This window comes from Kocuria sp., assembly GCF_030538595.1.
Lineage (GTDB): Bacteria > Actinomycetota > Actinomycetes > Actinomycetales > Micrococcaceae > Kocuria.
In genome coordinates this window covers 75476-98482 of the sequence record NZ_JAUNTS010000015.1, presented here as the reverse complement: position 1 = coordinate 98482, position 23007 = coordinate 75476, and the positions used below count along the sequence as shown (strand labels likewise).

The 23007-nt window shown below is 60.5% G+C and carries 20 protein-coding genes; 15 read left to right on the top strand and 5 right to left on the bottom strand.

Annotation, left to right across the window (positions count from 1 at the left end):
* Positions 1 to 1113: 1113 nt before the first annotated feature.
* Complete coding sequence (locus Q4G32_RS12175) at positions 1114 to 2325, bottom strand: dicarboxylate/amino acid:cation symporter (RefSeq protein ID WP_303351754.1); 1212 nt, start codon at positions 2323 to 2325, stop codon at positions 1114 to 1116.
* Between the two features lie 329 nt (positions 2326 to 2654).
* Between Q4G32_RS12175 and Q4G32_RS12170 the strand changes: the two genes are divergently transcribed.
* Genes Q4G32_RS12170 through Q4G32_RS12125 form a run of 10 tightly spaced genes read left to right on the top strand, consistent with a single transcriptional unit; the run spans position 2655 to position 13249 of the window.
* Complete coding sequence (locus tag Q4G32_RS12170) at positions 2655 to 3827, top strand: hypothetical protein (protein WP_303351752.1); 1173 nt, start codon at positions 2655 to 2657, stop codon at positions 3825 to 3827.
* Positions 3824 to 4636 (top strand): hypothetical protein, encoded by an 813-nt coding sequence (locus Q4G32_RS12165; RefSeq protein WP_303351751.1) that lies wholly within the window; start codon positions 3824 to 3826, stop codon positions 4634 to 4636. The genes Q4G32_RS12170 and Q4G32_RS12165 overlap by 4 nt, the downstream gene beginning before the upstream one ends.
* Positions 4626 to 5654: an HAD-IIA family hydrolase gene (locus Q4G32_RS12160; protein ID WP_303351750.1), complete on the top strand. Its 1029-nt coding sequence runs from the start codon at positions 4626 to 4628 to the stop codon at positions 5652 to 5654. Before Q4G32_RS12165 ends, Q4G32_RS12160 begins: the two co-directional genes overlap by 11 nt.
* Complete coding sequence (locus Q4G32_RS12155; protein WP_303351748.1) at positions 5651 to 5929, top strand: hypothetical protein; 279 nt, start codon at positions 5651 to 5653, stop codon at positions 5927 to 5929. The genes Q4G32_RS12160 and Q4G32_RS12155 overlap by 4 nt, the downstream gene beginning before the upstream one ends.
* A gap of 11 nt (positions 5930 to 5940) precedes the next feature.
* Positions 5941 to 6711 (top strand): TlyA family RNA methyltransferase, encoded by a 771-nt coding sequence (locus Q4G32_RS12150; RefSeq protein WP_303351746.1) that lies wholly within the window; start codon positions 5941 to 5943, stop codon positions 6709 to 6711.
* Positions 6712 to 6748: 37 nt separating this feature from the next.
* Positions 6749 to 7858, top strand: coding sequence for an NAD kinase (locus Q4G32_RS12145; protein WP_303351744.1), 1110 nt, complete (start codon positions 6749 to 6751; stop codon positions 7856 to 7858).
* Positions 7855 to 9618 (top strand): DNA repair protein RecN, encoded by a 1764-nt coding sequence (gene recN / locus Q4G32_RS12140; RefSeq protein ID WP_303351742.1) that lies wholly within the window; start codon positions 7855 to 7857, stop codon positions 9616 to 9618. Before Q4G32_RS12145 ends, recN begins: the two co-directional genes overlap by 4 nt.
* A 52-nt stretch (positions 9619 to 9670) precedes the next feature.
* The gene (locus tag Q4G32_RS12135; protein ID WP_303351740.1) at positions 9671 to 11404 is read left to right on the top strand and encodes a CTP synthase; all 1734 of its coding nucleotides are present in this window, start codon (positions 9671 to 9673) and stop codon (positions 11402 to 11404) included.
* A gap of 3 nt (positions 11405 to 11407) precedes the next feature.
* On the top strand, positions 11408 to 12109 hold the full coding sequence (locus Q4G32_RS12130) for an NUDIX domain-containing protein (RefSeq protein WP_303351738.1): 702 nt from the start codon (positions 11408 to 11410) through the stop codon (positions 12107 to 12109).
* 12 nt (positions 12110 to 12121) lie between these two features.
* Positions 12122 to 13249: a site-specific tyrosine recombinase XerD gene (locus Q4G32_RS12125; protein ID WP_303351737.1), complete on the top strand. Its 1128-nt coding sequence runs from the start codon at positions 12122 to 12124 to the stop codon at positions 13247 to 13249.
* Between the two features lie 87 nt (positions 13250 to 13336).
* Here Q4G32_RS12125 and Q4G32_RS12120 read toward each other — a convergent pair whose 3' ends face one another.
* The 4 genes from Q4G32_RS12120 to Q4G32_RS12105 all read right to left on the bottom strand — a co-directional run bounded on the left by Q4G32_RS12120 (position 13337) and on the right by Q4G32_RS12105 (position 17995).
* Positions 13337 to 14677, bottom strand: a complete 1341-nt coding sequence (locus tag Q4G32_RS12120) for a Dyp-type peroxidase (protein ID WP_368660396.1) — start codon at positions 14675 to 14677, stop codon at positions 13337 to 13339.
* A 14-nt stretch (positions 14678 to 14691) separates the two neighbouring features.
* Positions 14692 to 15300 carry a hypothetical protein gene (locus tag Q4G32_RS12115; RefSeq protein WP_303351733.1) on the bottom strand — a complete coding sequence of 203 codons (609 nt, stop codon included), beginning with the start codon at positions 15298 to 15300 and terminating at the stop codon, positions 14692 to 14694.
* 61 nt (positions 15301 to 15361) lie between these two features.
* The gene (locus Q4G32_RS12110; RefSeq protein ID WP_303351732.1) at positions 15362 to 17185 is read right to left on the bottom strand and encodes an FAD-dependent monooxygenase; all 1824 of its coding nucleotides are present in this window, start codon (positions 17183 to 17185) and stop codon (positions 15362 to 15364) included.
* Positions 17186 to 17362: 177 nt separating this feature from the next.
* On the bottom strand, positions 17363 to 17995 hold the full coding sequence (locus Q4G32_RS12105) for a TetR/AcrR family transcriptional regulator (protein WP_303351730.1): 633 nt from the start codon (positions 17993 to 17995) through the stop codon (positions 17363 to 17365).
* Positions 17996 to 18165: 170 nt separating this feature from the next.
* Between Q4G32_RS12105 and Q4G32_RS12100 the strand changes: the two genes are divergently transcribed.
* From Q4G32_RS12100 to dmpG, 5 genes are all read left to right on the top strand, one after another.
* Complete coding sequence (locus Q4G32_RS12100; protein ID WP_303351729.1) at positions 18166 to 19065, top strand: alpha/beta fold hydrolase; 900 nt, start codon at positions 18166 to 18168, stop codon at positions 19063 to 19065.
* Positions 19062 to 20078 (top strand): VOC family protein, encoded by a 1017-nt coding sequence (locus tag Q4G32_RS12095; RefSeq protein ID WP_303351727.1) that lies wholly within the window; start codon positions 19062 to 19064, stop codon positions 20076 to 20078. The genes Q4G32_RS12100 and Q4G32_RS12095 overlap by 4 nt, the downstream gene beginning before the upstream one ends.
* A gap of 72 nt (positions 20079 to 20150) precedes the next feature.
* Complete coding sequence (locus Q4G32_RS12090) at positions 20151 to 20975, top strand: 2-keto-4-pentenoate hydratase (protein WP_303351726.1); 825 nt, start codon at positions 20151 to 20153, stop codon at positions 20973 to 20975.
* A complete protein-coding gene (locus Q4G32_RS12085) occupies positions 20972 to 21916 on the top strand; it encodes an acetaldehyde dehydrogenase (acetylating) (RefSeq protein ID WP_303351725.1) in 945 nt (314 codons plus the stop codon). Before Q4G32_RS12090 ends, Q4G32_RS12085 begins: the two co-directional genes overlap by 4 nt.
* Positions 21913 to 22917: a 4-hydroxy-2-oxovalerate aldolase gene (gene dmpG / locus Q4G32_RS12080; RefSeq protein ID WP_303351723.1), complete on the top strand. Its 1005-nt coding sequence runs from the start codon at positions 21913 to 21915 to the stop codon at positions 22915 to 22917. Before Q4G32_RS12085 ends, dmpG begins: the two co-directional genes overlap by 4 nt.
* The last annotated feature ends 90 nt before the right edge of the window (positions 22918 to 23007 follow it).

The following is a 23007-nucleotide window of genomic DNA, read 5'->3' as shown; positions in this document are numbered from 1 at the left end:
CTCGTGAGGGTGTGGGAGAGTAAGACACCGCCGCAAACCACACCCTGGAGGGGGGTGGGGTGATTGACTGTGATGGTTGATCACCCCACCCCCCTCTTTCTTTTTGTTTGTTTTCTTCATGATGTGTACGTCCTTATAGGGTGCGTGCTTTTTTCGGGTTATACGCCAAAATGTGTGTAAATCCCGGGTGTGTTATGGGTGCCGGCGTCCTGCCCAGTCGTGTTGGAAGGGGTTGCCGTTTTCGGGGCTGAATCCGGTGTTGTAGAGCACTGGCCTGATCTGTTCCTCTCGTTGCGTGTGCTGTGGTCGTGGTGGCGGAGAACCTGATTCCACCGTGCCTTCCCAGCTTCCGTAGACACCTAACCCTCGCAAGCCGTGCGCAGTTTGATACCCCATCAGGGCTGATGGGGTATCAAACTGCGCACGGCTTGCGGGTTAGCCACAGGGTATGCACCGGTAGCCGGTGGAACCAGCGGTGGTGATGCCGCTTTTGACCAGGGGGCGGGCGCATACACCACAGGTGGGTCTGTTTCGTGGAAGGGGGCACCTGACATGCTCTCAAAGCATGTCAATGCTGGTGTTGCCCTACTGCTGGTTGGGATCCAGGGGCCTGCGCTACACACGTTTAGGCGTATAACCCTCTTTTTCTGTGTGGGTGAGGTGGGTAGTGGTCCTACCCGAGAGCCAGACGGGGGTCTGTTAACACAGAATTGCAGGAACGTCGGTGTTGGGGGCGCGTTCTCTGACCAGAGATGGAGCCCGCAGCGCCGACGTTCTTTGTTGTAGCCAGGTGTTACCCGGTGGGTGGGGGGGGGCGCCGGTGTGTTTGGGGCTGCCTGGTGGTGGGGTTTCTCATCTCAGGGCTTCGGTTTCCCATGATCGTGTCGAGTTCCCATGAGCTGGGCGGTGATCTCGCAGTACGGTGGGGGACCAACAACAGGATGGGAAACCAACCAACAGGGTGGGGAACCAGGTGACAACCGGCGGTGACCGTATTACCGCGAACCATGTACTCATGACTGAGGGGGTGGTGTTCTGGCGCTGTGAATCAGCACCAGAACACCACCCCCTCAGTCTTTTGCTATCAGGTCGGGCTACGGGCGGTTTTGCGCATCAGGAGACTTGTGGCTGCGGCTCCGGTGCGGTTTCCAGCTGCTCTTCGCGTCGTCCGTAGAGCTTGTTGATGGCCACGGCAATGGCGCCGTCACCGGTGACGTTGCACGCGGTGCCAAACGAGTCGATGGCAACGTAGGTGGCGATCATGATGGAAATCATGGTGTCGTCAAAGCCGAGCATGGAGCCCAGGAGTCCCACGGCTGCCATGATGGCGCCGCCTGGTACGCCCGGTGCAGCCACCATGGTGATGCCAAGCATGAAGATGAAACCAACGTAGGTTCCGGGATCAATATCGCGGCCCATGAACATCATGACGGCAACGCTGAAGAGCACGATCTTCAGCGTGGAACCAGCCAAGTGAATCGTGGCACACAGGGGGATGGTGAACCCGGCAACGTCTTGCCGCACACCGTTCTTCAGCGTGCATTGCAGGGTCACGGGAATGGTTGCAGCGGAGGATGACGTCCCCAGAGCCGTGAAGTAGGCCGGCAGCATGTTGCGCAGCAGCTTGAAGGGGTTGCGGCCGGCAATAGCACCTGCAATGGAGTACTGCAGAATCAAATACAGGATGGTCAGCACAAACGCGACCAACACCACGCGAATGAAGGTGTTGATCACGGTGCCGATCTGACCGTTCATGGTCAGACCCAAAAATGCTCCAAAAATGTAGATGGGCAGAAGGGGGATGATCACCGAGATCACGATTTTCATAATGATGTTGCGCAGTTCCTCCAGACCCTTGTGGAGGGTGTCGCCCTTGATCAAGGTGATTCCCACACCCACACAGAAGGCCAGTAGCAGCGCAGTCATGATCTCCATGGGCGCCGGCATCTCCACCTGGAAATACGGGGTGAGCGAGTGCTCTGACGGGTCGGTCAGTGAGCCCAAGCTGCGTTCACCCAGCAAGGTGGGGAACAACGCCGTCGCTGTCCCGTAGGCAAGGAAGCCGGCCACGATGGTTGAGGCATAGGCTATTGCGGCTGTGATGAGGAGCCAACGCCCGGCACCGCGGCCAAGATCGGCAATGGCTGGTGCCACCAAGGCAAGAATCAGCACTGGAATGATGAATCCCAAGAAATTACTGAACAAGCCATTGAAAGTGGTGAAAACACGGGCGAGTCCTTCCGGGAAGAACAGGCCGCACAGGATTCCCAGGATGATCGCGGCGATCACCCGGGTCAGGAGAGGGGCAAAGATGCGCTTCAGCATGAATAGATCATGAGCGTCTGGACCCGTAATCGCAAAAGAGGTGCCGTGGGTTCACACAGTGATGTGGTTCTCCCAGCGGGGTGCGAGTGGTGGGGCGACCCTGAACGGCCCGGTCTGCTTTGGACACGCCACACCTGAACTACCCCGGCTTGTAGACTGAACCAATTGCACTGCGCCCGGTAGTTGGCGTCATGGACCTACCGGGCGATCACATGCCTTGTGCACATAGAGACTTTCAGCCGCTCTGCGCGGCACGATGAGGAGTGACATGTCCGATTCCCCTTCCCAGGGATCCCAGGACCGCAACGGACGCGACGGCGAACGCACCGGTGGGTATCGCCGTTCCGCTGGCGACGGCGGCCGTGGTAACCACCGCACGAATGATCGAGGTGGCTACCGACGTTCCTCCGATGGCGCCTCCGGTGGGCAGCGTAACCGCGGGGGGCGCTCCGATGGGCGCACGGACCGCAACGATCGGAACGATCGCAACGACCGACGCGGGGGCTCTGGGCGCAACGATCGGGGCGGTTATCGCGGCGAGGGCCGCGGTGAGAACCGTGGGGGTTTCCGGCGCGATGATCGTGGCGGGTCCCAGCGTGATGATCGTAGAGGTCACGACAGCGCAGATGGCGCCAACCGTGACGGCCGCGGAGGATCTTCCCGTGACGACCGTGGCGGCTACAGGCGGGGTGACCGTGATGACAGCCGCGGAAGCTACCGCCGTGATGACAACCGAGGGGGCTATCGGCGGGACGACCGCGGCGACAATCGCCGACAGGGTGGGTCTGAAAGCCGCGATCAACGCGGCGGCTACCGTGGTGGCGACCGTGACAGGGGCCGCGACTCTCGGGGCGGCTACCAGCGAGTCAACCGCGATGACCGTGGGGGGTATCGCCGGGATGATCGGTCTCAGGACCGCGGTGATCGCCGGGAGAATCGTGGCAGCTACCGGAGCGATGATCGCAACAACCGCGATGACGGCAGCTACCGCAAAAACCGCGATGACCGGAGTTACCGCGGCGACCGCGAGGGCCGGGAAGCCGGCGGCTATCGGGGCAACCGAGACCAAGCCCGAGGAGAGGGTCGTTACGAGAACCGCGGGGAGGGCCGCAACTATCGGAGCGATGACCGCCCGGGCGCTGGACGCCGGGAGGGCGGCGAGCGCTGGCAGCCGCGCCAGGGTGGCCGCGACGGTGGTAAACCAGACTCCCGCAGCCGCTGGGAATCAGGGCGCCGTGACGAACGTCGGACCGAACGGTTCGGGCGTCGAGACGGCGGTGATGGGCGTGAGTCCTACGGCGACAAGCGGCGGGATGATCGCCGCAGCAACCAAGGGAATGACCGACGTGACGGCGCCCGTGATGACCGGCGTCATGATCGCCGCGACGACCAGAGGGGTCGGGGTCCGGAGCGCCACGATGATCGCCGCACCCAGGACCGCTTCCGGGACGACGCCGAACGCAAACCGCGTGTCCCCGCTCCTGAGCTCGATGAGGACGTGACGGGTGAGGAGCTGGATCGGGTCACTCAGCACCAGATTCGCTCCTTGGAAGCCACCAACGCGGAGTCGGTGTCCAAGCATTTGGTGATGGTGGGGCGCTACATCTATGACGACCCGGAGTTCGCGCTGAAGCACGCCCGCTATGCAGTCAGCCGCGCGGGCAGGGTGGCAGCGGTCCGAGAGGCTGCCGCAGTGGCAGCCTATGAAAACGAAGAGTTCCACGAGGCGCTGAAGGAGTTTCGCACCTACCGCCGTATGACCGGCGATGACTCGCACCTGCCGCTGATGGTGGACTGTGAGCGTGCACTGGGCAAACCGGAGAAAGCTCTGGAGCTTGCCACCTCTGACGCGGCGGAGAACTTGGAGGTGAACGCCAAGGTGGAGTTGGCGATCGTCGTCGCTGGATTGCGGCGGGACCAAGGCGATCTGAGCGGGTCACTGAAGGCGCTGGAGATTCCCCAGCTGGACCGCAACCGCGGGTTTTCCTACAGCCCGCGGCTGTTCCGCGCGTACGCGGAGGCGCTGCGCGGGGTGAACCGCGACCGGGAGGCCACAGCCTGGGACCGCCAGGCTGTGGTGGCCGAGGCCGCACTGGGACTGGGGCAGTTCAGCGACCCCGAAATCTTTGATCTGGTGGGGGAGGAGCCCGAACCTGCCGAGGGCATAACGCTGGATGGGGACCACGCCGTACCGGAGTCCGAGGACACCGACCAGGCTGAGGAAGACGATCAAGCTCCGGTGGCTGAGGACGATCAAGCTGCCGCAACGGACGATGATCAAGCTGAAGCGGGAGAACCCGATGACAAGTGATCGGCTCATCGACCAGTTTGACGCGGTGCTCTCCGACCTGGACGGCGTGGTCTACGCCGGACCGCACGCCATCCCGGGTGCTCCGGAGGCGCTGGAGCAGGTCAAAGCACTGGGTGTGCCGGTGATGTACGTGACCAACAATGCTTCCCGTTCGGTGGATCAAGTGGCCGAACATCTCAGCGAACTGGGTGTGGAGACCAGCGGCGATCAGGTCATCAGCTCTGCCCAGGCTGCGGCAGGTGTGCTGACCGAGCACCTGGAACCGGGGGCGCGGGTGATGATCACGGGCTCGCAGGCGTTGGCCGACATTGTGCGCGACGCCGGTCTGGAACCCGTCCGTTCGCAGGAGGACCGGCCGCAGGCAGTGGTTCAGGGTTTCGACCCATCGCTGGGCTGGAGGGACTTGGCGGAGGCGGCTTTTGTGCTGGCTGATCCGGATGTTCTGTGGGTGGCCACGAACACGGATACTTCCATTCCGCAGGCGCGCGGTATTGCCCCCGGAAATGGCACGCTGGTTGCTGCCGTGGCCGCAGCCACCGGCCGCAAGCCCCTTGTTGCGGGTAAACCCGAGGCGCCCATTTTCAGGGCCGGTGCCCAGCGTGTGAAGGCGGTCAATCCGGTGGTGATCGGGGACCGACTGGACACGGACATTCTGGGTGGCAACCGCGCGGGATTCGCCACCGTCGCGGTTCTGACGGGTGTGGACACTCCGGAGAGTATCCTGGGGGCGGTCACGGAGCAGCGTCCTGACATGGTGGTGGGCACGTTGGCCGAGCTTTTCGACCCGCTACCCGGTACTGACACCTCCGTCTCCGCTGCGAACCACGACGACGACGCCTCTGCCACGGTGAGTGCCACCTGCGGTCAAGCATCTGCGCGGGCCGGTGCGGATGGGATCACCATTGACGGGACACCGGAGGATCTGAACGCGTGGCGGGCAGCCTGCGCCGCGTGGTGGAGCCTCCACCCGGAGGTGACGCAGGCTGGGGTTCCGGAGATTCACTGGGAGAAACCATGATCTCGGCGGAAGGGGGAGCGCACGCTGCGGGAGTGGAAGGCGGAGCGCACGCCGACGATGCGGAGCGTGCGGTGCAGCCCGTGTTCTCCACACCGTTTCAACCGACGGGGCACAGCGGCGCGGATGCCGTCCTGGCCGATCTGGAGGACCTGGCACAGGCACCTGTCCAAGATCATCCGGCGGCCTATCAAGCTGCACATGACAAGCTGACCGCTGTGTTGGACGCTCCCGTGAACGTGGTTCCCGCCAACGTGGTGCCCCTGCACCATGGCTGAGGATCACCACCATGACTGAGGACCACCGTCGGGGTGCAGCAGCCCGCCTGGACCGTGTCCTGGTGGAGCGCGGGTTGGCCCGGTCCCGAACCCAAGCCGCGCAGTGGATTGGTGAAGGGCGGGTGGAGGTGGGCGGCGTCGTGATGACCAAGGGTGCCGTGAAAGTCACCGCCGATCAGATGGTCGCCGTTCGCCCCTCTGAGGGGCCCGAATATGTCAGCCGCGCCGGGCACAAACTGGCCGGTGCGCTGGATGCTTTCACCGAAATTTCCGTGGCTGACAAGCGATGTTTGGACGCCGGTGCTTCCACAGGCGGATTCACGGATGTTTTGCTGCGGCGCGGTGCCGGTGAGGTGGCGGCCGTGGACGTGGGGCACGGGCAGCTGGTGGATCAGCTGCGCCGGGACCCGCGAGTGCACGTGTTCGAGGGCGTCAATGTGCGGCACCTGGACCCTGCCTCCATCGGAGGTCCGGCCGAGCTGACCGTGTGCGATTTGTCCTTCATCTCCCTCACCTTGGTGGTGGAGCCCTTGGCCCGGGCCACGAAACCCGGCGGCGATCTGATTCTGATGGTCAAACCGCAGTTTGAGGTGGGTGCTGAACGCCTGGGCCGCACGGGGGTTGTGACCAGTGAGGAGCAGCGCCGTGAGGCTGTGGACGGGGTGCTGGCAGCGGCCGAACGGGTGGGCCTGGTGAAGCGTGGCGAGTTGCGTTCGCCCTTGCCGGGGCAGGACGGCAATCATGAATTCTTCCTGTGGCTACAGCTGGTGGAGCGCGGTTGAACCTGTGGTGTCCCCCGGAGCACGTAGGCTGGAGCCCATGAGTCAAGACACGTCCCGGGCGGGCCACCAGCGCACAGCGCGGACCGCTCGCCGGGTGTTGGTCCTGGCCCACATGGGCCGTGCCGAAGCTCGGCTGGCGGCCGAACAGACCGTTCAACAGCTGCACGACGCCGGGCTGCGCCCCGTGCTGACGGAAGATGATCGCCGCGCCCTGGCGGATGCCACCAACGGGGAGTCCATGCCTGCCGTGGACCTGCTACCTGCCGACTGCGACCTCCAAGACCTGGAACTGGTCATGGTGCTGGGTGGGGACGGTTCCATCTTGCGCGCCGCCGAACTGATCCGTGACGTGGATGTTCCGTTGCTGGGGGTCAATTTGGGCCACGTGGGCTTCCTGGCTGAATCCGAGCGTGCAGGCTTGGGGGAGACCGTGGATGCCGTGGTCGGTGGGCGCTACACCGTGGAGGACCGCATGGCCCTTGACGTGGTGGTGTGGCAGGACGGCAAGAAGGTACTCCACACCTGGGCGCTGAATGAAGCCTCCATTGAAAAGGGCGACCGGGAAAAGATGCTGGAGGTGGTCACCGAAATTGACCGCCGCCCCATCTCCAGTTTTGGCTGCGACGGCGTCATCCTGGCTACCCCCACCGGCTCCACCGCCTACGCCTTTTCTGCTGGTGGACCCGTGGTGTGGCCGGAGGTGGAGGCCCTGCTGATGGTTCCGCTCTCCGCCCACGCACTGTTCTCCCGCCCGCTGGTGGTTTCGCCCACCTCCATGATGGCCGTTGAGGTGCTGACCAGAACGGATGCCCGCGGGGTGCTGTGGTGCGATGGCCGACGCACCGTGGATCTTCCCCCGGGATCTCGCATTGAGGTTACGCGCTCATCGCGCCCGGTGTCCTTGGCGCGGATGCACCTCACGCCGTTCTCCGAACGTCTGGTCCGCAAGTTTGAACTGCCCACGGTGGGGTGGCGTGGCCCGCGCGGGGACGTGGTGGATTCGGGTCCACCCACCTCAGCGCTACCGATCCGTCAACCCTCCTACGCCTCACCGCCGGTGGAAGGGCAGCGCATTCCGGTGGGTCGTGAGATTTCCCCGGACCCCTACGACGACGTCGTAGGCCAGGGCGGCGGTGAGCATCCGTGATCGAAGAAATCCACATCCGTGACCTCGGGGTGATCACGGACGCCGTGCTGCCACTGGGCCCTGGGTTGAGCATCCTCTCCGGTGAGACCGGCGCCGGTAAGACCATGGTGGTCACCGCACTGGGCATGCTGCTGGGTGACCGTAGTGACGCGGGCGCGGTGCGTAGCGGTGCGGAAAAAGCCTTGGCCGAAGCCGTGGTGAACGTTCCGGCCACCCATCGGGCCGTCCAGCTGGTGGAGGATGCAGGCGGTGACGTGGACCGGGAAGCATCCGCCGATTCCACAGCGGACACGGCCACGCTGCAATTGAGCCGTACCGTGGCCGCCAGTGGACGATCACGTGCCCACGTGGGCGGACGCAGCGCGCCCGTGGCACGACTCAGTGAGGTGGGCGAAACCCTGGTGGCGGTCCACGGGCAATCCGATCAACTGCGTCTGACCTCCGCAGCTGCCCAACGCCATGCCCTGGACACTTACGCCACGGTGCACGCGGCCGGTGATTCTCCGCAACTGGCTGGCGATTTCCCGCACCTCCTGAGTACCTACCGGCAGACCCTGTCCGAGTTTGAAGAAGTGTCTGGGCAACTGCGCGAGATCCGGGAGAAAGTGCGCGAACGCGCGCTGGAAGCCCAAAGCCTCCAGATGGCGTTGGAGGAAATAGACACCGTGGACCCCCAGCCCGGGGAAGACGTCGAACTGGATGCCGAGTCGCACAAGCTCACCCACGTGGAGGCCCTGCGCACGGCGGCCACCACGGCTCACGCCACCCTCAGCGGAGGTGAGATGGACGCGGAGGCGCCGGCCGCCGTCGTTTTGATAGCGGGTGCTCAACAGGCCTTGGACCAAGAAGCGGAGGCCGATCCCGAACTGGCGGAGCTGGCCCGCCGAGTACGTGAGTTGGCGGTACTGGTCAACGATGTTGCGGCCGATCTCTCCGGGTACGCCTCCGGGTTGGACGAGGATGCTCCCGCGCGGTTGGCGCAGGTGGAGTCGCGGCGTGCTGCCTTGCGCTCGCTGACCCGAACCTATGGCGCAGACATCCAAGGTGTTCTGGAGTTTGCGCACACCGCCCGGCAGCGTTTGGGCACCCTGGTGGAGGACCCGCACCGGGAGGAAGAACTGGCTGAACGTCGGGCTGAATTGGGTCTTGAACTCCAAGCGCAGGCGCTGGCTCTGACGGACCGCAGACAGGCTGCCGCACGGGAACTGTGCCAGGCGGTGAGCACGGAGCTGGCCGCACTTGCCATGCCCAATGCTGCGCTGGTGGTCACCGTGACGCCCACCGAGTCTTTTGACCGTCACGGCCGTGATCGGGTGGAGTTCCTACTGCGCTCCCACGCGGAAGCCACCCCTCGTCCCCTGGGCAAGGGGGCCTCCGGTGGTGAGCTGTCCCGCTTGATGCTGGCGCTGGAAGTGGTGCTGGCCGCCGTGGATCCCGTGCCCACGTTTGTGTTCGATGAAGTCGACTCTGGCGTGGGTGGCAAGGCTGCTGTGGAGATCGGGCGGCGGCTGAAAATGCTGGCCCAGCACGTGCAAGTGCTGGTGGTCACGCATCTCCCGCAAGTGGCAGCGTTTGCCGATCAGCACATTTTGGTGTCCAAGAGTTCCGATTCCACCGTTTCTGATGTCCGTGTGCTTGAGCCGGATGAACGGGTGGTGGAGCTGGCGCGCATGCTGGCCGGCCACCAGAACTCGCAAGCCGCCCGCGATCACGCCCAAGAGTTGTTGGAGGCGGCAGTGCTACCGGCATCACAACCCTGATCCTTGTTTTTCCTTAACGATCCATACCCTCCCAGTGATAGGCTCGAATCCCGTGGTGAACGCAAACGACGCCGCCCAGACGGCAGGCCAGACGCAGACCGAGACCTCAGCCCCCGCAAAGGTCACCCGCCAGATTTTTGTCACGGGAGGTGTTGCCTCGTCCTTGGGTAAGGGACTGACGGCATCATCACTGGGCATGATCCTCAAAGCCCGCGGCTTGAAGGTCACCATGCAGAAGCTGGATCCCTACCTCAACGTGGATCCCGGCACCATGAACCCTTTTCAGCACGGTGAAGTTTTTGTCACCGACGACGGTGCTGAGACAGATCTGGACATTGGTCACTACGAACGGTTCCTGGACGAGAACCTTGATGCCTCCTCCAATGTGACCACCGGCCAGGTCTACTCCACGGTGATTGCCAAGGAGCGCCGCGGCGAATACCTGGGTCAAACCGTGCAGGTCATCCCGCACATCACGGATGAACTCAAAGCCCGGATGCGTTGGCATGCCGATCATCCGCCGGAGGGCGAGGAAGCTCCGGACATCATCATCACGGAGATCGGTGGCACGGTGGGTGACATCGAATCCCAGCCGTTCATTGAGGCCGCCCGTCAGATCCGCCGGGACATTGGCCGCAAGAACGTGTTTTACCTGCACGTCTCCCTGATCCCGTTCATCGGTCCGTCCGGGGAGCTCAAGACCAAACCCACCCAGCACTCCGTGGCTGCCCTGCGAAACCTAGGCATCCAGCCGGATGCTCTGGTGCTGCGGTGCGACCGCGAAGTCCCGGAGGGCATGCGCAAGAAGGTGGGGGATGCCTGCGACGTCGACGTCGACGCCGTGATCTCCTGTGCCGATGCGCCGTCGATCTACAACATTCCCAAGACGCTGCACTCCCAGAACCTGGATTCCTACATCCTGGACTGGTTCGGGATCGGCTACGGGGAGGCTGATTTCCAGCAGTGGGACCGCCTGCTCTCCGCCGTTCACGAGCCCGCGCACCATGTGACTGTGGGTTTGGTGGGTAAGTACATTGACCTGCCGGATGCGTACCTGTCCGTGTCTGAGGCGCTGCGCGCCGGGGGATTCGACAACAACACCCGCGTGAAGATCAAATGGGTGGCCTCTGACCTCTGCGAAACTCCCGAAGGCGCCGCCCGCGAACTGGGTGATGTGGATGCCATCTGCGTACCAGGTGGGTTCGGCATCCGCGGTTTGGAAGGCAAGCTCGGTGCGCTGAAGTTCGCGCGGACCACGGGGCTGCCCACGCTGGGGTTGTGCCTGGGCCTGCAGTGCATGGTCATGGAGTACGCCCGGAACATGGCTGGATTGCCGGAGGCATCCTCCACCGAGTTCGACCCCGAAACCTCCACCCCGGTGATTGCCACCATGGAAGAGCAGAAGGCATTTGTGGAAGGGGCAGGCGATTTGGGTGGCACCATGCGTCTGGGGTTGTACCCGGCTGCGCTGAAGGAGGGCTCCGTGGTTGCTGCAGCCTACGGCGCCGCTGAGGTCCAAGAGCGACACCGCCACCGGTACGAGGTCAACAACGCTTACCGTGAGCAGCTGGAAGACGCCGGTCTGGTCTTTGGTGGCACCTCCCCGGACGGCAACCTGGTGGAGTTCGTGGAACTTCCCGCGGACGTCCACCCGTACTACGTCTCCACGCAGGCCCACCCCGAATACCTCTCCCGGCCCACCCGCTCCCATCCGCTGTTCCGCGGACTGGTCAACGCTGCCTTGGACCGCAAGACTGCCCGCGCTGCCCACCCGGGACAGGACTGAACCATGGACTTCACGGAGCTGACTTCTGCTGACCTGGCGGATGCCGTGGAGCCCCGGCACGTGCTGAGTGCGGAGACCGTTTACACGGGACGGATCTGGGACGTGCGCGCGGAACAGTTTGAACTCAGCGACGGCGGGCCCCGGATGACTCGTGATTTCATCACCCATCCGGGGGCCGTCACGGTGGTGGCTCTTGACGATCAGGACCGTGTGCACCTGATCCGTCAGTACCGGCACCCGGTGGGAATGACTCAGTGGGAGATTCCCGCTGGAATCCTGGATGTTGAAGGTGAACGTCCGGAGGTCACCGCCCGGCGGGAGTTGGCGGAAGAAGCTGACTTGGAAGCAGATGAACTGTGGGTTCTGGCTGACTTTCACAACAGCCCGGGGTCATCGGCTGAGTCCATCCGGGTGTTCCTGGCACGGGGCCTGCACCCGGTCCCCGAGGGCCAGCGCCACGAACGCTCGGACGAGGAATCAGAAATCATCGGCGCGCGCGTTGCCCTGGATGATGTTGTTGCCGCGATCCTGGCGGGGCGGGTGTCCAGCCCCAACTTGGTGGTGGGAGCGCTTGCGGCCCATGCTGCACGAGCCGCTGAGTGGACCACCCTGCGTGATCCATCTGTGCCGTGGCCGGCCCATCCAGAGTTACGGCACACGGGTGGTGTGGTGGCACGCTCCATCATCCCGCTGGATCAACGGTGAGACTTTTGGCTTGTGACCGCTGAATCCGCTGCATCCCCTGGGCCGTCGAGTTCCACATCTGGTGCCCCCACCGCGCTGGAACGGGCCGTGGAGCGTTACCTCCAACATCTGGTGGTGGAACGGGGGCTGGCGGCCAACACCTTGGCTGCTTATCGGCGGGATCTGAGACGGTACGTGGATTTTGTGCAGGCCGACATTGACCCAACGGAAGCTCCACCTGTGGACGCCGCACAGGCTGTGACCCCGGCGCATGTTTCGGCTTTTGTTCGGTACCTGCAACGGCCCGTACCCGCAGTAATCGGCGAGCCCGTTGGCCCAGCTGACTCAGCCACCGCCTCAGCCGTCTCTGTCTCAGCCGCCTCTGCCGCCCGACGGGGTGAAGCGCCCGGTGCGGGGTTGAGTGCTCGCAGTGCGGCGCGCGTCGTCGTAGCAGTGAGGGGCGCTCACCGGTTCTGGGCTTTGGAAGGTCACACCGTCACCGATCCTGCTGCCGAAGTCCCGCCGCCGGTGGCGGGCATGCGACTGCCCAAGGCGATCTCCGTGAAGGCGGTCACGCGTTTGTTGGAGGCACCCGATGTCTCCACACCTGCGGGGTTGCGTGATCGAGCGCTCTTGGAGGTCATGTACTCCACGGGGGCGCGCGTCTCTGAGGCGATCGCGTTGGATGTGGACGATCTTTCTGCGGCAGTTCGGGCAGCGGGGGAGGACCAGGACAGGGGGCTGCCCTTCATTCGGCTGTTCGGCAAGGGGTCTAAGCAGCGGTTGGTGCCATTGGGCCGGCCTGCCGTGGCGGCACTGGATGCGTGGCTGGTGCGTGGGCGACCCGAGTTCTCGACCAAGGGCAAGGCGTCACCGGCGGTGTTCCTCAATGCCCGCGGGGGCCGGATCAGTCGGCAGACGGCGTGGAACACCATCAAGGCTGCGGCCGATCGATCCGGGCTGACCGAAGAAGGTGTGGAGGTCACCCCGCACACGTTGCGGCACTCGTTTGCCACCCACCTGTTGGAGGGGGGCGCGGATCTGAGGGTGGTCCAGGAAATGCTGGGGCATGCCTCCGTGACCACCACCCAGGTCTACACGCTGGTCACCGCCGACTCCCTGCGCGAGGTCTGGACCACAGCCCACCCGAGGGCTCGGTAGCCCACCTCCGCCGAAAACATGGTTTGGTTGAAAAATCGGGCCTTGAATTGGGTCAAACCATGTTTTCGGCGGAGGGGTGGTTGCGGGCTATTTCAGGTTGCCCAGCCAATCAAGCGCTGTGAGGCTTGGCATGAAGAAGTATTCACCACCATCAAGCGTGTTGAATGTTTCAATTCCGGTGATGCGGCGGGGTGGGATACCAGGCACCGTGAAGTAGCCATCATTACCTTGCAGGCCCAGCATGGGATCCTTCTCAGTGCCTCTACCGATGAAGTTTCCAGAGTTGACCCACTCGCTCTGTAAAAACTCGACTGTGTCAATAGCGCGAGCACCAATGGCGATGAAATCCAGTCCACGAGGGTTACCATCATCCCGTAGGGAATCACCCAGTGGATCCCCGTATGTGGTGGAACGACGAATGATTCGGCGAATATTTACGTCTGATAGTGTCTTCAACTTAGTGTCACGTGGATTCATCCTGCGTATGTGTGAGCTCAGAGGGGTGCGTAGCCCTTTTTCATCTTTGCCGTAGGTGAAGTTGTTATTGCGATTGTCATCTGCACCCAGTGATGGATCATCCCGGTCAGGTGAGAGCTCCAAGGGCGCGCCGCTACGCCAGCGCCCCACCAGCTTTGCCGCCAGAAGCTCACGCTCATCAACGTTATTCGCATTGTTGTGGAGGAATCGGTTAAAGGCAGCCACGTGGGAATGATATTTTCGGAAAACTAAGTAGCTGCCGTTGCGACCGAGTTCGGGGGGTGTTGGTACTGGTAGCTCGACCTCTCCTTCCGCCTTGTAGCCCAAGACGAACTCACCTGCCTTGATTGCTTTACCATCCCCAGGTAAACCGTCCAGGCCACTGCCTTCCACAACCGGCTGGGTGAAACCATCCTTGTAACCGAACGCGTTGCGGTCTCCGGGCTGGGCACCAAAGTCTTGCCGGAGCAGGACAGTGAGCCCCGAAAGCTCAGACAGACGGTCCTCATACGCGCGCACTTCCTCTTGCCAATCTGACTCGGATTGGGCAAAAACCGTGACCGCAAGGTGAACGTTGCCAGTACCAAATGGCTTCTCCCAACGGGACGGGTGGTTCGGTCCTTGATCACGGAGAAAATCAGCGCGGGCAGCCATCCCCTCCCGAAAGCCCTTGGGGAATGAGTCAAGAGAGGTCTGTGGCACTCCAAGAGCAACCAGCCCCGGATAGGTCAGAGCCACCGCCGTCCAGGCTGAACGAGGTTCATGCCAGTTTTTTGCCGACGAAACACGTTGATGCAACCGTCGCATGGCTTCGCGGCCGGCAGCCGCATCCTCGATCTTGATTAGAGCGTGCGTACCATAGTATGGCGCGGGACGTGGTCTAAGAATAGTAGCTTGTATGTCTTCCAACTCAAGGGTTGGAGTTCGCAATCGTCTCAAAAGGCGGGACACAACAATTCCATCTATCAGTTGAGCTTTTCGGCGAATTCACGGACGGCTACATCGAGTTCCAGCAGACGTTGACCGTCCGAAACAGACATGTCTGGGTGCGCCACGTACCAGCCAGCGGCTGGAATCTGGTAGCTGGCGATCCAGTCCTTCACCTCGGGTGATTTAATTCCCGGCCATCCCTCCAGGTTTCCGAAAGCGTAGTCCATCACTTCCGGGATGCGGGTGGCGAAGTCGTCAATGTAGGGATCCCACTCACCATCGTAAGCAGTAGCAAAAAGCAGCTTTGAATCATTGTCGAGAATGACCCAGCGCATATCATGCAGAGTGCCGACGTTACTGACTGCGGCGAGACTGCCACCGAGCAGATCGAAGAGCGCGCGAAGTCGATCGGCACCACCTGGTTTCAGTGGAGCAATCACCGTCAATTCAGAGACCTGACCACTTTTGAGGCCCACGCGCCCCGCAGATGTGGTGGCGTGCTTGGCAAAATTCTCCTTCTCAAGAATGGTTCTACCAGCCCAAACCTTGAGGGCTACTTTCGCGTCGGTCAAGTGCTGTTCTACTTTGGCGCGAACAGCAGCGGGTAGATCCTGGTACTGGCTCTCAAGCTGCGCGTTACTCATTGGTTCCACTCCTCGTGATGATGTTTCCCCTCATGTATGGGGATGTTTTTATGGTAGTCACCTAATGTTGAGCAGGCAAGACCTGTGGCATGGAAAACGAATGAAAGTCACTGACAGTTGGCTGGACTTTCGGTGATGAAACCTTGATTCCGCAAAGCGTGTCCACTAGCAGGTTCAAGTTTTCCGGGAGACGATCGCCACGCCAGGCTATGTGGCTGTCTTGCCGGACTATATAAAGTTGATTTTTGAACAAATTTTGATCTGGGCATTTTGCTTGAACCATAGTGATGGGTAACTTGCTTGAGAGTATGGGGGTCAATTCTTGACCTGGATCGAAACTGATGATTGTATAATCCGGTCCCAATAAATCTAGAATACTGATACCCTGAACGGAGAAGTGAGGAAGGCGGCACCCCGGCACTGTGGACGGCACATGCTCTGCCATGGAGTATTCAGGAGCGGTCGATCCGTCGTTGAGAATAATTGGAGAATGCGTGTAGTAGTAACCGAAGTTCAGACCCTCCGGGACCATTTGAGCCTTAGTGACGGGGAATAATTTGTGCCGCAACCTAGTGCGCAGTAACTTGCCGAGTGCGCCGGATGAGCTGACCAACCTGGGAACCTTGCCGCGGCCTAATGCCTCAAGGGTCTTCTGCATGCTTGTCATTGCAAGCTTAGAAACCTGGTGAGTGATGGGCCAACGCTCTGCTTCGTAGGCCTCCAGAATTCCAGGCGCAGCCCACCCTTTGATGACAGAGGTCAGCAGCCATGAGAGATTCACGGCATCTGCGATTCCAGCGTTCATGCCGTACCCGGCGAAAGGGACCCACACGTGTGCAGCATCGCCAGCCAAGAACACACGGTTGTTCCTGAACCGAGGTGCAACCAGCCGGCGCCCGATCCAGTCCTCATCGCGCAGTATCTGGAAGTCGAAGGTTCCATCTACTCCCAGCACATCCCTGATGGATTGGTCCTGGTCCAAGCTCTCAAACTCTTGCGTGCCGTTAGGGAGCGCACGGTGCACCAGCCAGAGCTCTTTCCCGTCGATGGCCACCACGGTGCCGCGGGCCTTGTGATTCGCCACCCAGGTCATCCACGCCGGACGGCGTTCACCAAACAATTTGATGACGTCTGTTGATCGGATCAGTGCACTGCGCGTCCTCGATATTTCGGCGTCCCCTGTCAGGCGAATTCCCATGCCCTTGCGTACACGGCTGCCTCCACCATCGCAGCCCACGAGGTACTGTCCCGAGACCATGAATTGGGTATCGGAATCCAAATCGCGGCAGGTCACCGTGACACTCTCGGCATCCTGCGAAAAAGATTCCAGTTCCGTGCGGGGGAGGAACGTGACGTTGGGGAGGCTCAACAGTTTTTGTCTGAGAATTGGTTCGAGCCACAACTGACTTTCGCGCACCATGGGCTCCGGAGTTGGCCAATGGCTGTCGAAGTATTCACCGGGCTGTTGGCGCTCTCTGCGGGAAGGCATCTGAATTCGCGTGAACTCATGACCGCTGACGCTGGAAGCAAAGACGGTGTCGGTCGGAAAATCGTCTGGCAGTCCGGCTGCTCGAACATCTTGTGCGATACCGAATCGTCGGAAAACTTCCATGGTTCGTGAAGCAATGGTGTTGCACTTTGCATCGGGCGGTGTGTTGGCCTCCCGGGCTTCCAGCACAACGACGTCAACTCCGCGCATGGCAGCGTCTATCGCCAGACTGGTGCCGACCGGACCGGCGCCCGCCACGATGATTGGTGCATCCACAGTTGTCTCCCGTCTTGGTGCGGCATGAGCATGGCTTGCCGCAGCAAAAGTGATGAAAGCGTCAGAAAAGATCGTAGCTGAGGAGTGGCTGGATGCAAGCCTTGTGGAGAAAAAGTTCACAGCGGGACGCCTGGTCTGAGGCACAAGCCTGGGATTTCTGGCTAGTGAGGACCCTGTGGTCACGGCCGTTCTGGTTGCGATCACGCGGTCCGCGTGGCAGTGGTGCCGGGGGATGTTTCTGAGCCCACGCAAGCTCGGTCAGGCGAGATTTGACCCCGAAGATGGTGGGTTCGCCCGTCAGGATTCGGGGTCAGCCCGTGTTGTTGAAGACTCGGGGGTGTATGCGACACTCCCGGCCTGGGTGTGGGTGAGTCCCAGCATGATCAACACCCGTTCGGCGAACTGCGCGGAGATGGAGCTCACCTCTGCTTCAGGGTGCAGGTCCAAGTGATGCATCAGACCCAAAAGTGCTGTGGCGGCGATGGTGAAACTGATCTCCGGGGAGATCGGATCAAAACGATGGGTGGCGATGCCCTGGTTGATGTTTTTGATCCCCCGCTGGCGAAAGCCCTTGTCATCACCGAGAAGGGCAGAGCTGGAGGACAGAAGAATGCGAGTGAGTCGCGGGTGAGCACGCTGGAACCGTCCTGCAACATGAAAACTTGTGCTGACGACTTCGGCGGGGTCTGTGATGTCCTCAACCGCCTCGTCACGAACCAGTAGCCAGCTGGCTATGGTCTCTTCAACTGCTGCTTGGAACAGCTGTTCCTTGGACTCGAAGTGGTTGTAGAACGACCCAAAGCCAACCTGGGCCTGCTCGGTGATCTCCTGAATGCTGACACTGGTACGCCCCTGAGACAGAAGCGACTGAGCTGCTGAGATCAATGATTGGCGCGTACGGACTCTGCGTCGGTCTGGGCGTTCATTCACGGTGTTCACACTACTTGCCCACGGTCATTTCCGGTGTGTCTGCATCAACCACGGTTGGTGAGCACACCGGTTGGCTGCGGTGGGCAGGCGGGGCTGATCGGTTGACAGCTTGAGATTTTTCTGATGATCTCATCACCTGTAGGTGATGAGATCATCAGAAAGGGTCGGTCATGGTGACTGCCGAACAAAAAGCCGGGGTAGGAATGAAGCGCAGCACCATCAGTGTTGGGCACCGCCAGATTTTTGTCTCCGAGGCGGGCGACGGAGAAGCGGTCGTCCTCTTGCATGGTGGTGGGGCAGGTGCGTCGGGACTCTCCAACTTTGCTCGGAACATCCACGCGCTTTCCCAACACTTTCGAGTGATTGTGCCCGACATGCCGGGCTATGGTCGTTCCTCGAAAGGTATTGATCAGTCAGATCCTTTTGGCGATCTGGCCCTGTTTGTACGGGGACTACTGGACAGCCTTGAGATTGAGACCGCCCACCTCATTGGAAATTCATACGGTGGCGCTGCGGCGCTGCGGTGTGCATTGGATCGACCGGAGCGAGTGGATCGGTTGGTGCTGTTGGGGCCCGGGGGTATCGGCACAACTCGCAGTTTGCCCACCCGGGGACTCATGAAACTCACCAATTATTACGCGGGTGAAGGCCCTACGCGTGAGAAATTGGATGAATTCATACGTGACTATCTGGTGTATGACGGCGCCGGTGTCCCCAGCGATCTGATTGAGGAACGATTCCAGGCAAGCCTTGATCCCGAGGTCATGAAGAACCCACCGCTTCAGCGTCCTTCAGGGATGGGCGCATTACGCAAGTTGCGCAAGATGGATCTCCTCCTGCACGGACGCCTCAAAACTCTAGAAACACCCACACTGGTGTTGTGGGGTGAGGCTGACAAGGTGAACCGTCCCAGCGGTGGGTTGACTCTTGCTCGAACCATGCCGGAGTGTGACCTGTACCTAGTGTCTAGGACCGGGCACTGGGTTCAGTGGGAGCAGCCCGATATTTTTAATCGCACAACAATTAATTTCTTAACCGCGAACGCCAAAATTCAAGGAGCGGCACGGTGAACCTCTCTCCTGATGAGACCAGATCCAACTCCGTATTTGGAGCAATACATCTGGGGTACGTGGTGGTGCAAACTCAAAAATTCCTTGATTGGCACCGGTTTGGAGCCGATGCGATCGGGCTGCACGTGGATGTCCTGGATCGGGACGTCATGCGTTTTCGGATGGACGACCATTCATGCCGGTTCCTTCTGGAGCGCGGTCCGGCCGAAGATCTGGTGGCGGCCGGATGGGAGGTCGATGACCATGAGACTTTCGACGAAATCATACGTCGAGTGACCGAGCGCGGGGTGCCAATTGAAGAAGGTACCTATGAGGAATGCAGGCTCCGCGGAGTGGAGCGTTTGTGGAGATTCCCTGGGCCCAAGGGGATCAAGACCGAGATCTTTACGACGGCGGTCCGAACCGCTGAGCCCTTGAAAATGCAAATCAGTTCATTTGTGACAGGGGCGTCGGGGATGGGGCACTTGGCCATCACCACAAAGAATCCTCAAGAGCTCCGTTCCTACTACAACACTGTTTTTGATGCCCGCATCACTGACTTTATTGAAGAGAATATTAGCGGCTTGACTCTGAACGTCAAATTTCTACGAGTCAACGAACGCCATCACTCCATTGCTGTTGTTAACATAAACGGCATACGAATAAATCCGATCCGCACTGCCATTCAGCACATGAACATCCAGGTGGCAACACTGGAGGACATGTTGGATTCGTATGCAAGAGTCAAGGAACTTGGATTCGGCATGGCTTGGAGCGTTGGACAACACACCAATGACCGAGAATTGTCCTTCTATTGTGTTACACCCTCGGGTTTCGAGTTGGAAATTGGATGGGATCCAGTCCTCATCACTCCTGAGCTGGAATCCACCTGGGAGCCAAGTCTCTATCAGGGAATCTCGATATGGGGTCATTCCCCGGTGGGAGAAACCGTGATCTCAAAAATGGATCAATTTCGCTTAGCTGTGCGATCCATGAGGGAGCACGAACCCACAGTTCCAGAGCTGACTTACTGACACCTCCCCAATGCTTGCCCGTATTGATCACTGTATTGTGATTCCAAAGCAAATTTCCTTCATGGAGAGAAAATGAGTTCACCCATTAGTCAAATAGCAGACACGCTGGCCCATGCGGAATTGGCCAGGAGGCCGATTCTGCCGTTACGCAACCAGTACGCACTGACGCCGCATGATGCTTATGCGGTTCAAGTGGAGCTGGGTAAGCGTCGACAAATGCTGGGTGCACGGCACGTTGGGCGCAAGATCGGACTTACCTCTGAGAAGGTTCAAGCTCAGCTCGGTGTTGAACAACCAGATTATGGAGCGCTCTTCCATGACATGCGAGTGGCCCCGGGTTCGCAGATTGATCTTGCAACCCTGATTCAACCCAGAATTGAGGCTGAGGTGGCGTTCACGCTGGCTGATGACCTGTGCGTGCAGCAAGGTCAGGGGCCGGCGGATTTGGATCTGGACACTGTGCGTGCAGCCATTGCCTTTGCCCAGCCTGCACTGGAGATCGTGGACAGTCGGATTCAGAACTGGGACATCGGATTTGTGGACACCGTCGCTGACAACGGATCCGCTGCCTTGTTCGTCCTGGGGCCCACCATGCACCAAATCACGGAGGTTGAACCCCGGGCCGTCCAAATGGCCATGCACGTTGATGGTGAGTTGGTCTCCACCGGATCGGGAACTGACTGCCTGGGCGATCCGCTGGAAGCAGTCCTTTGGCTGGCCCGCTCGGCGATTGAGCACGGAAAACCGTTACGTGCAGGGGAGATTGTTCTCTCGGGTGCATTAGGTCCTATGGCAGTTATTGAGAGGCCATGCGCCGTGACAGCAGTCGTTGGTGAGTTGGGAACCGTGTCTGTTGATTTTGTTCAAAATCACCAGGAATCAGGGGTGTCGTCATGAAAACGCGAGTTGTGATCATTGGTTCAGGCAACATCGGGACTGATCTGATGTTCAAGATTTTACGTCGTTCACAACGGCTGGAGCTGGCTGCGGTAGTCGGGATCGACCCACAATCGGAGGGTCTTGCTTTGGCTCGGGACCAGAACATTGTCACGATCTCCGATGGCGTGGAAGGCTTGGTGGAATCGCCGTCGTTCAAAGGAGTGGAAATCATCTTTGATGCCACTTCAGCAGCTGCACACAAGCACAACGTTGCTGTACTGGCATCACACCCGGTGCGTATCATCGACCTCACGCCGGCGGCCATGGGGCCTCTGGTGATTCCATCCGTGAACCTAGGGGCGTATCCGGATGCCCGTGAAGTCAACATGGTTACTTGTGGCGGACAAGCCACTATTCCGATCGTTGCTGCTATGACGGCCCAAACAGTGGTTCCTTATTGCGAAATTGTGGCCTCCATTGCCTCAAAATCTGCTGGTCCTGGGACTCGCGCCAATATTGACGAATTCACTGAAACAACTTCGGCTGCATTGAGGAGCGTGGGGGGAGCAGCCCGTGGCAGGGCACTCATTATTCTCAATCCCGCAGATCCTCCGGTCATGATGCGCGACACCGTCACTGCCGTGATTGGCCCGGATGATCACGAGGCGGTCAAAGCGGCTATTGAACAAGCTGTGCAGCGTGTTCAACGCTACGTTCCCGGTTACCGGCTGAAGCAGGCGGTCCAGATCCAACCACTCGGGGACACGGATCTGAGGTCGCTGGAACTGGACTCTTTCGGACAGGACATCACACACCGGATATCTGTCTTTCTGGAAGTAGAGGGTGGCGGCGATTACCTTCCACCCTTCGCCGGAAATCTGGACATCATGACATCTGCAGCCTTGGAGGTCGGCGAGTCGTGGGCAAACGCAGGATGGGGTACCGAGGAGGCATCATGAGTCAGGTCTACCTACAAGACGTCACGCTGCGCGACGGACTTCATGCACTACGGCACCGAATCCAACCGAGTGAGCTGGCAGCCATTGTGACCGCACTTGATCAGGCGGGGGTGGATGCCATTGAGGTGGCGCATGGAGATGGTCTATCTGGCGGGTCGCTGACCTACGGTGTAGGAAGCCATACCGATTGGGTTTGGTTGGAGACGGCGGCAGAGGCCATCCATCACGCCCGCCTGACCACTCTGATTCTGCCCGGTATCGGCACCACCAAAGACCTCAAGAGAGCTTTTGAACTAGGGGTCCGTTCTGTCCGGGTGGCCACACATTGCACGGAAGCAGACGTGGCTGGTCAGCACATTGAGTTCGCGCGGGATCTGGGAATGGATGTTTCGGGATTCCTGATGATGAGCCACATGATTCCGCCTCCGGAACTTGCCCAACAAGCACGAATCATGGCGAGCTTTGGCGCCCATTGCGTCTATGTGACTGATTCCGGTGGCCATCTCACACCGCATGAAGTGGCCGCCCGGATTCAGGCTTACCGACAAGTTCTTGATCCAGAAGTTCAGGTTGGTATCCACGCCCACGAAAATCTCAGTCTGTCAGTGGCCAACAGCTTGGCTGCAATTGAGCACGGAGCTTATCGAGTGGATGCCTCTTTGGCGGGACTGGGCGCTGGAGCGGGTAACTGTCCGATCGAGCCGCTGGTTGCCGTGATACGGCGCTCCGGGCTCACCCACCGCGCCGACCTTTCACAGTTGCAAGATGCTGCTGATGACTTGGTGCGTCCTCTCATGGACAGGCCGGTCCAAGTCGATCGGGAAACGTTGACCTTGGGATATGCGGGTGTGTATTCGAGTTTCCTGCGGCATGCCGAGACCATCAGTGCCCTCTACGACGTCGAACCACGGGCGCTGCTGATAGAAGCAGGAGCTCGTTCTTTGGTGGGCGGGCAGGAAGACCTTTTGGTAGACATTGCACTTGATGTGCGCGCCCGCTGAAACCCTCCCCTCCGCCGAAAACATGGTTTGACCTAATTTCAGGCCCGATTTTTCAACCAAACCATGTTTTCGGCGGAGTTAGGGGGAAGG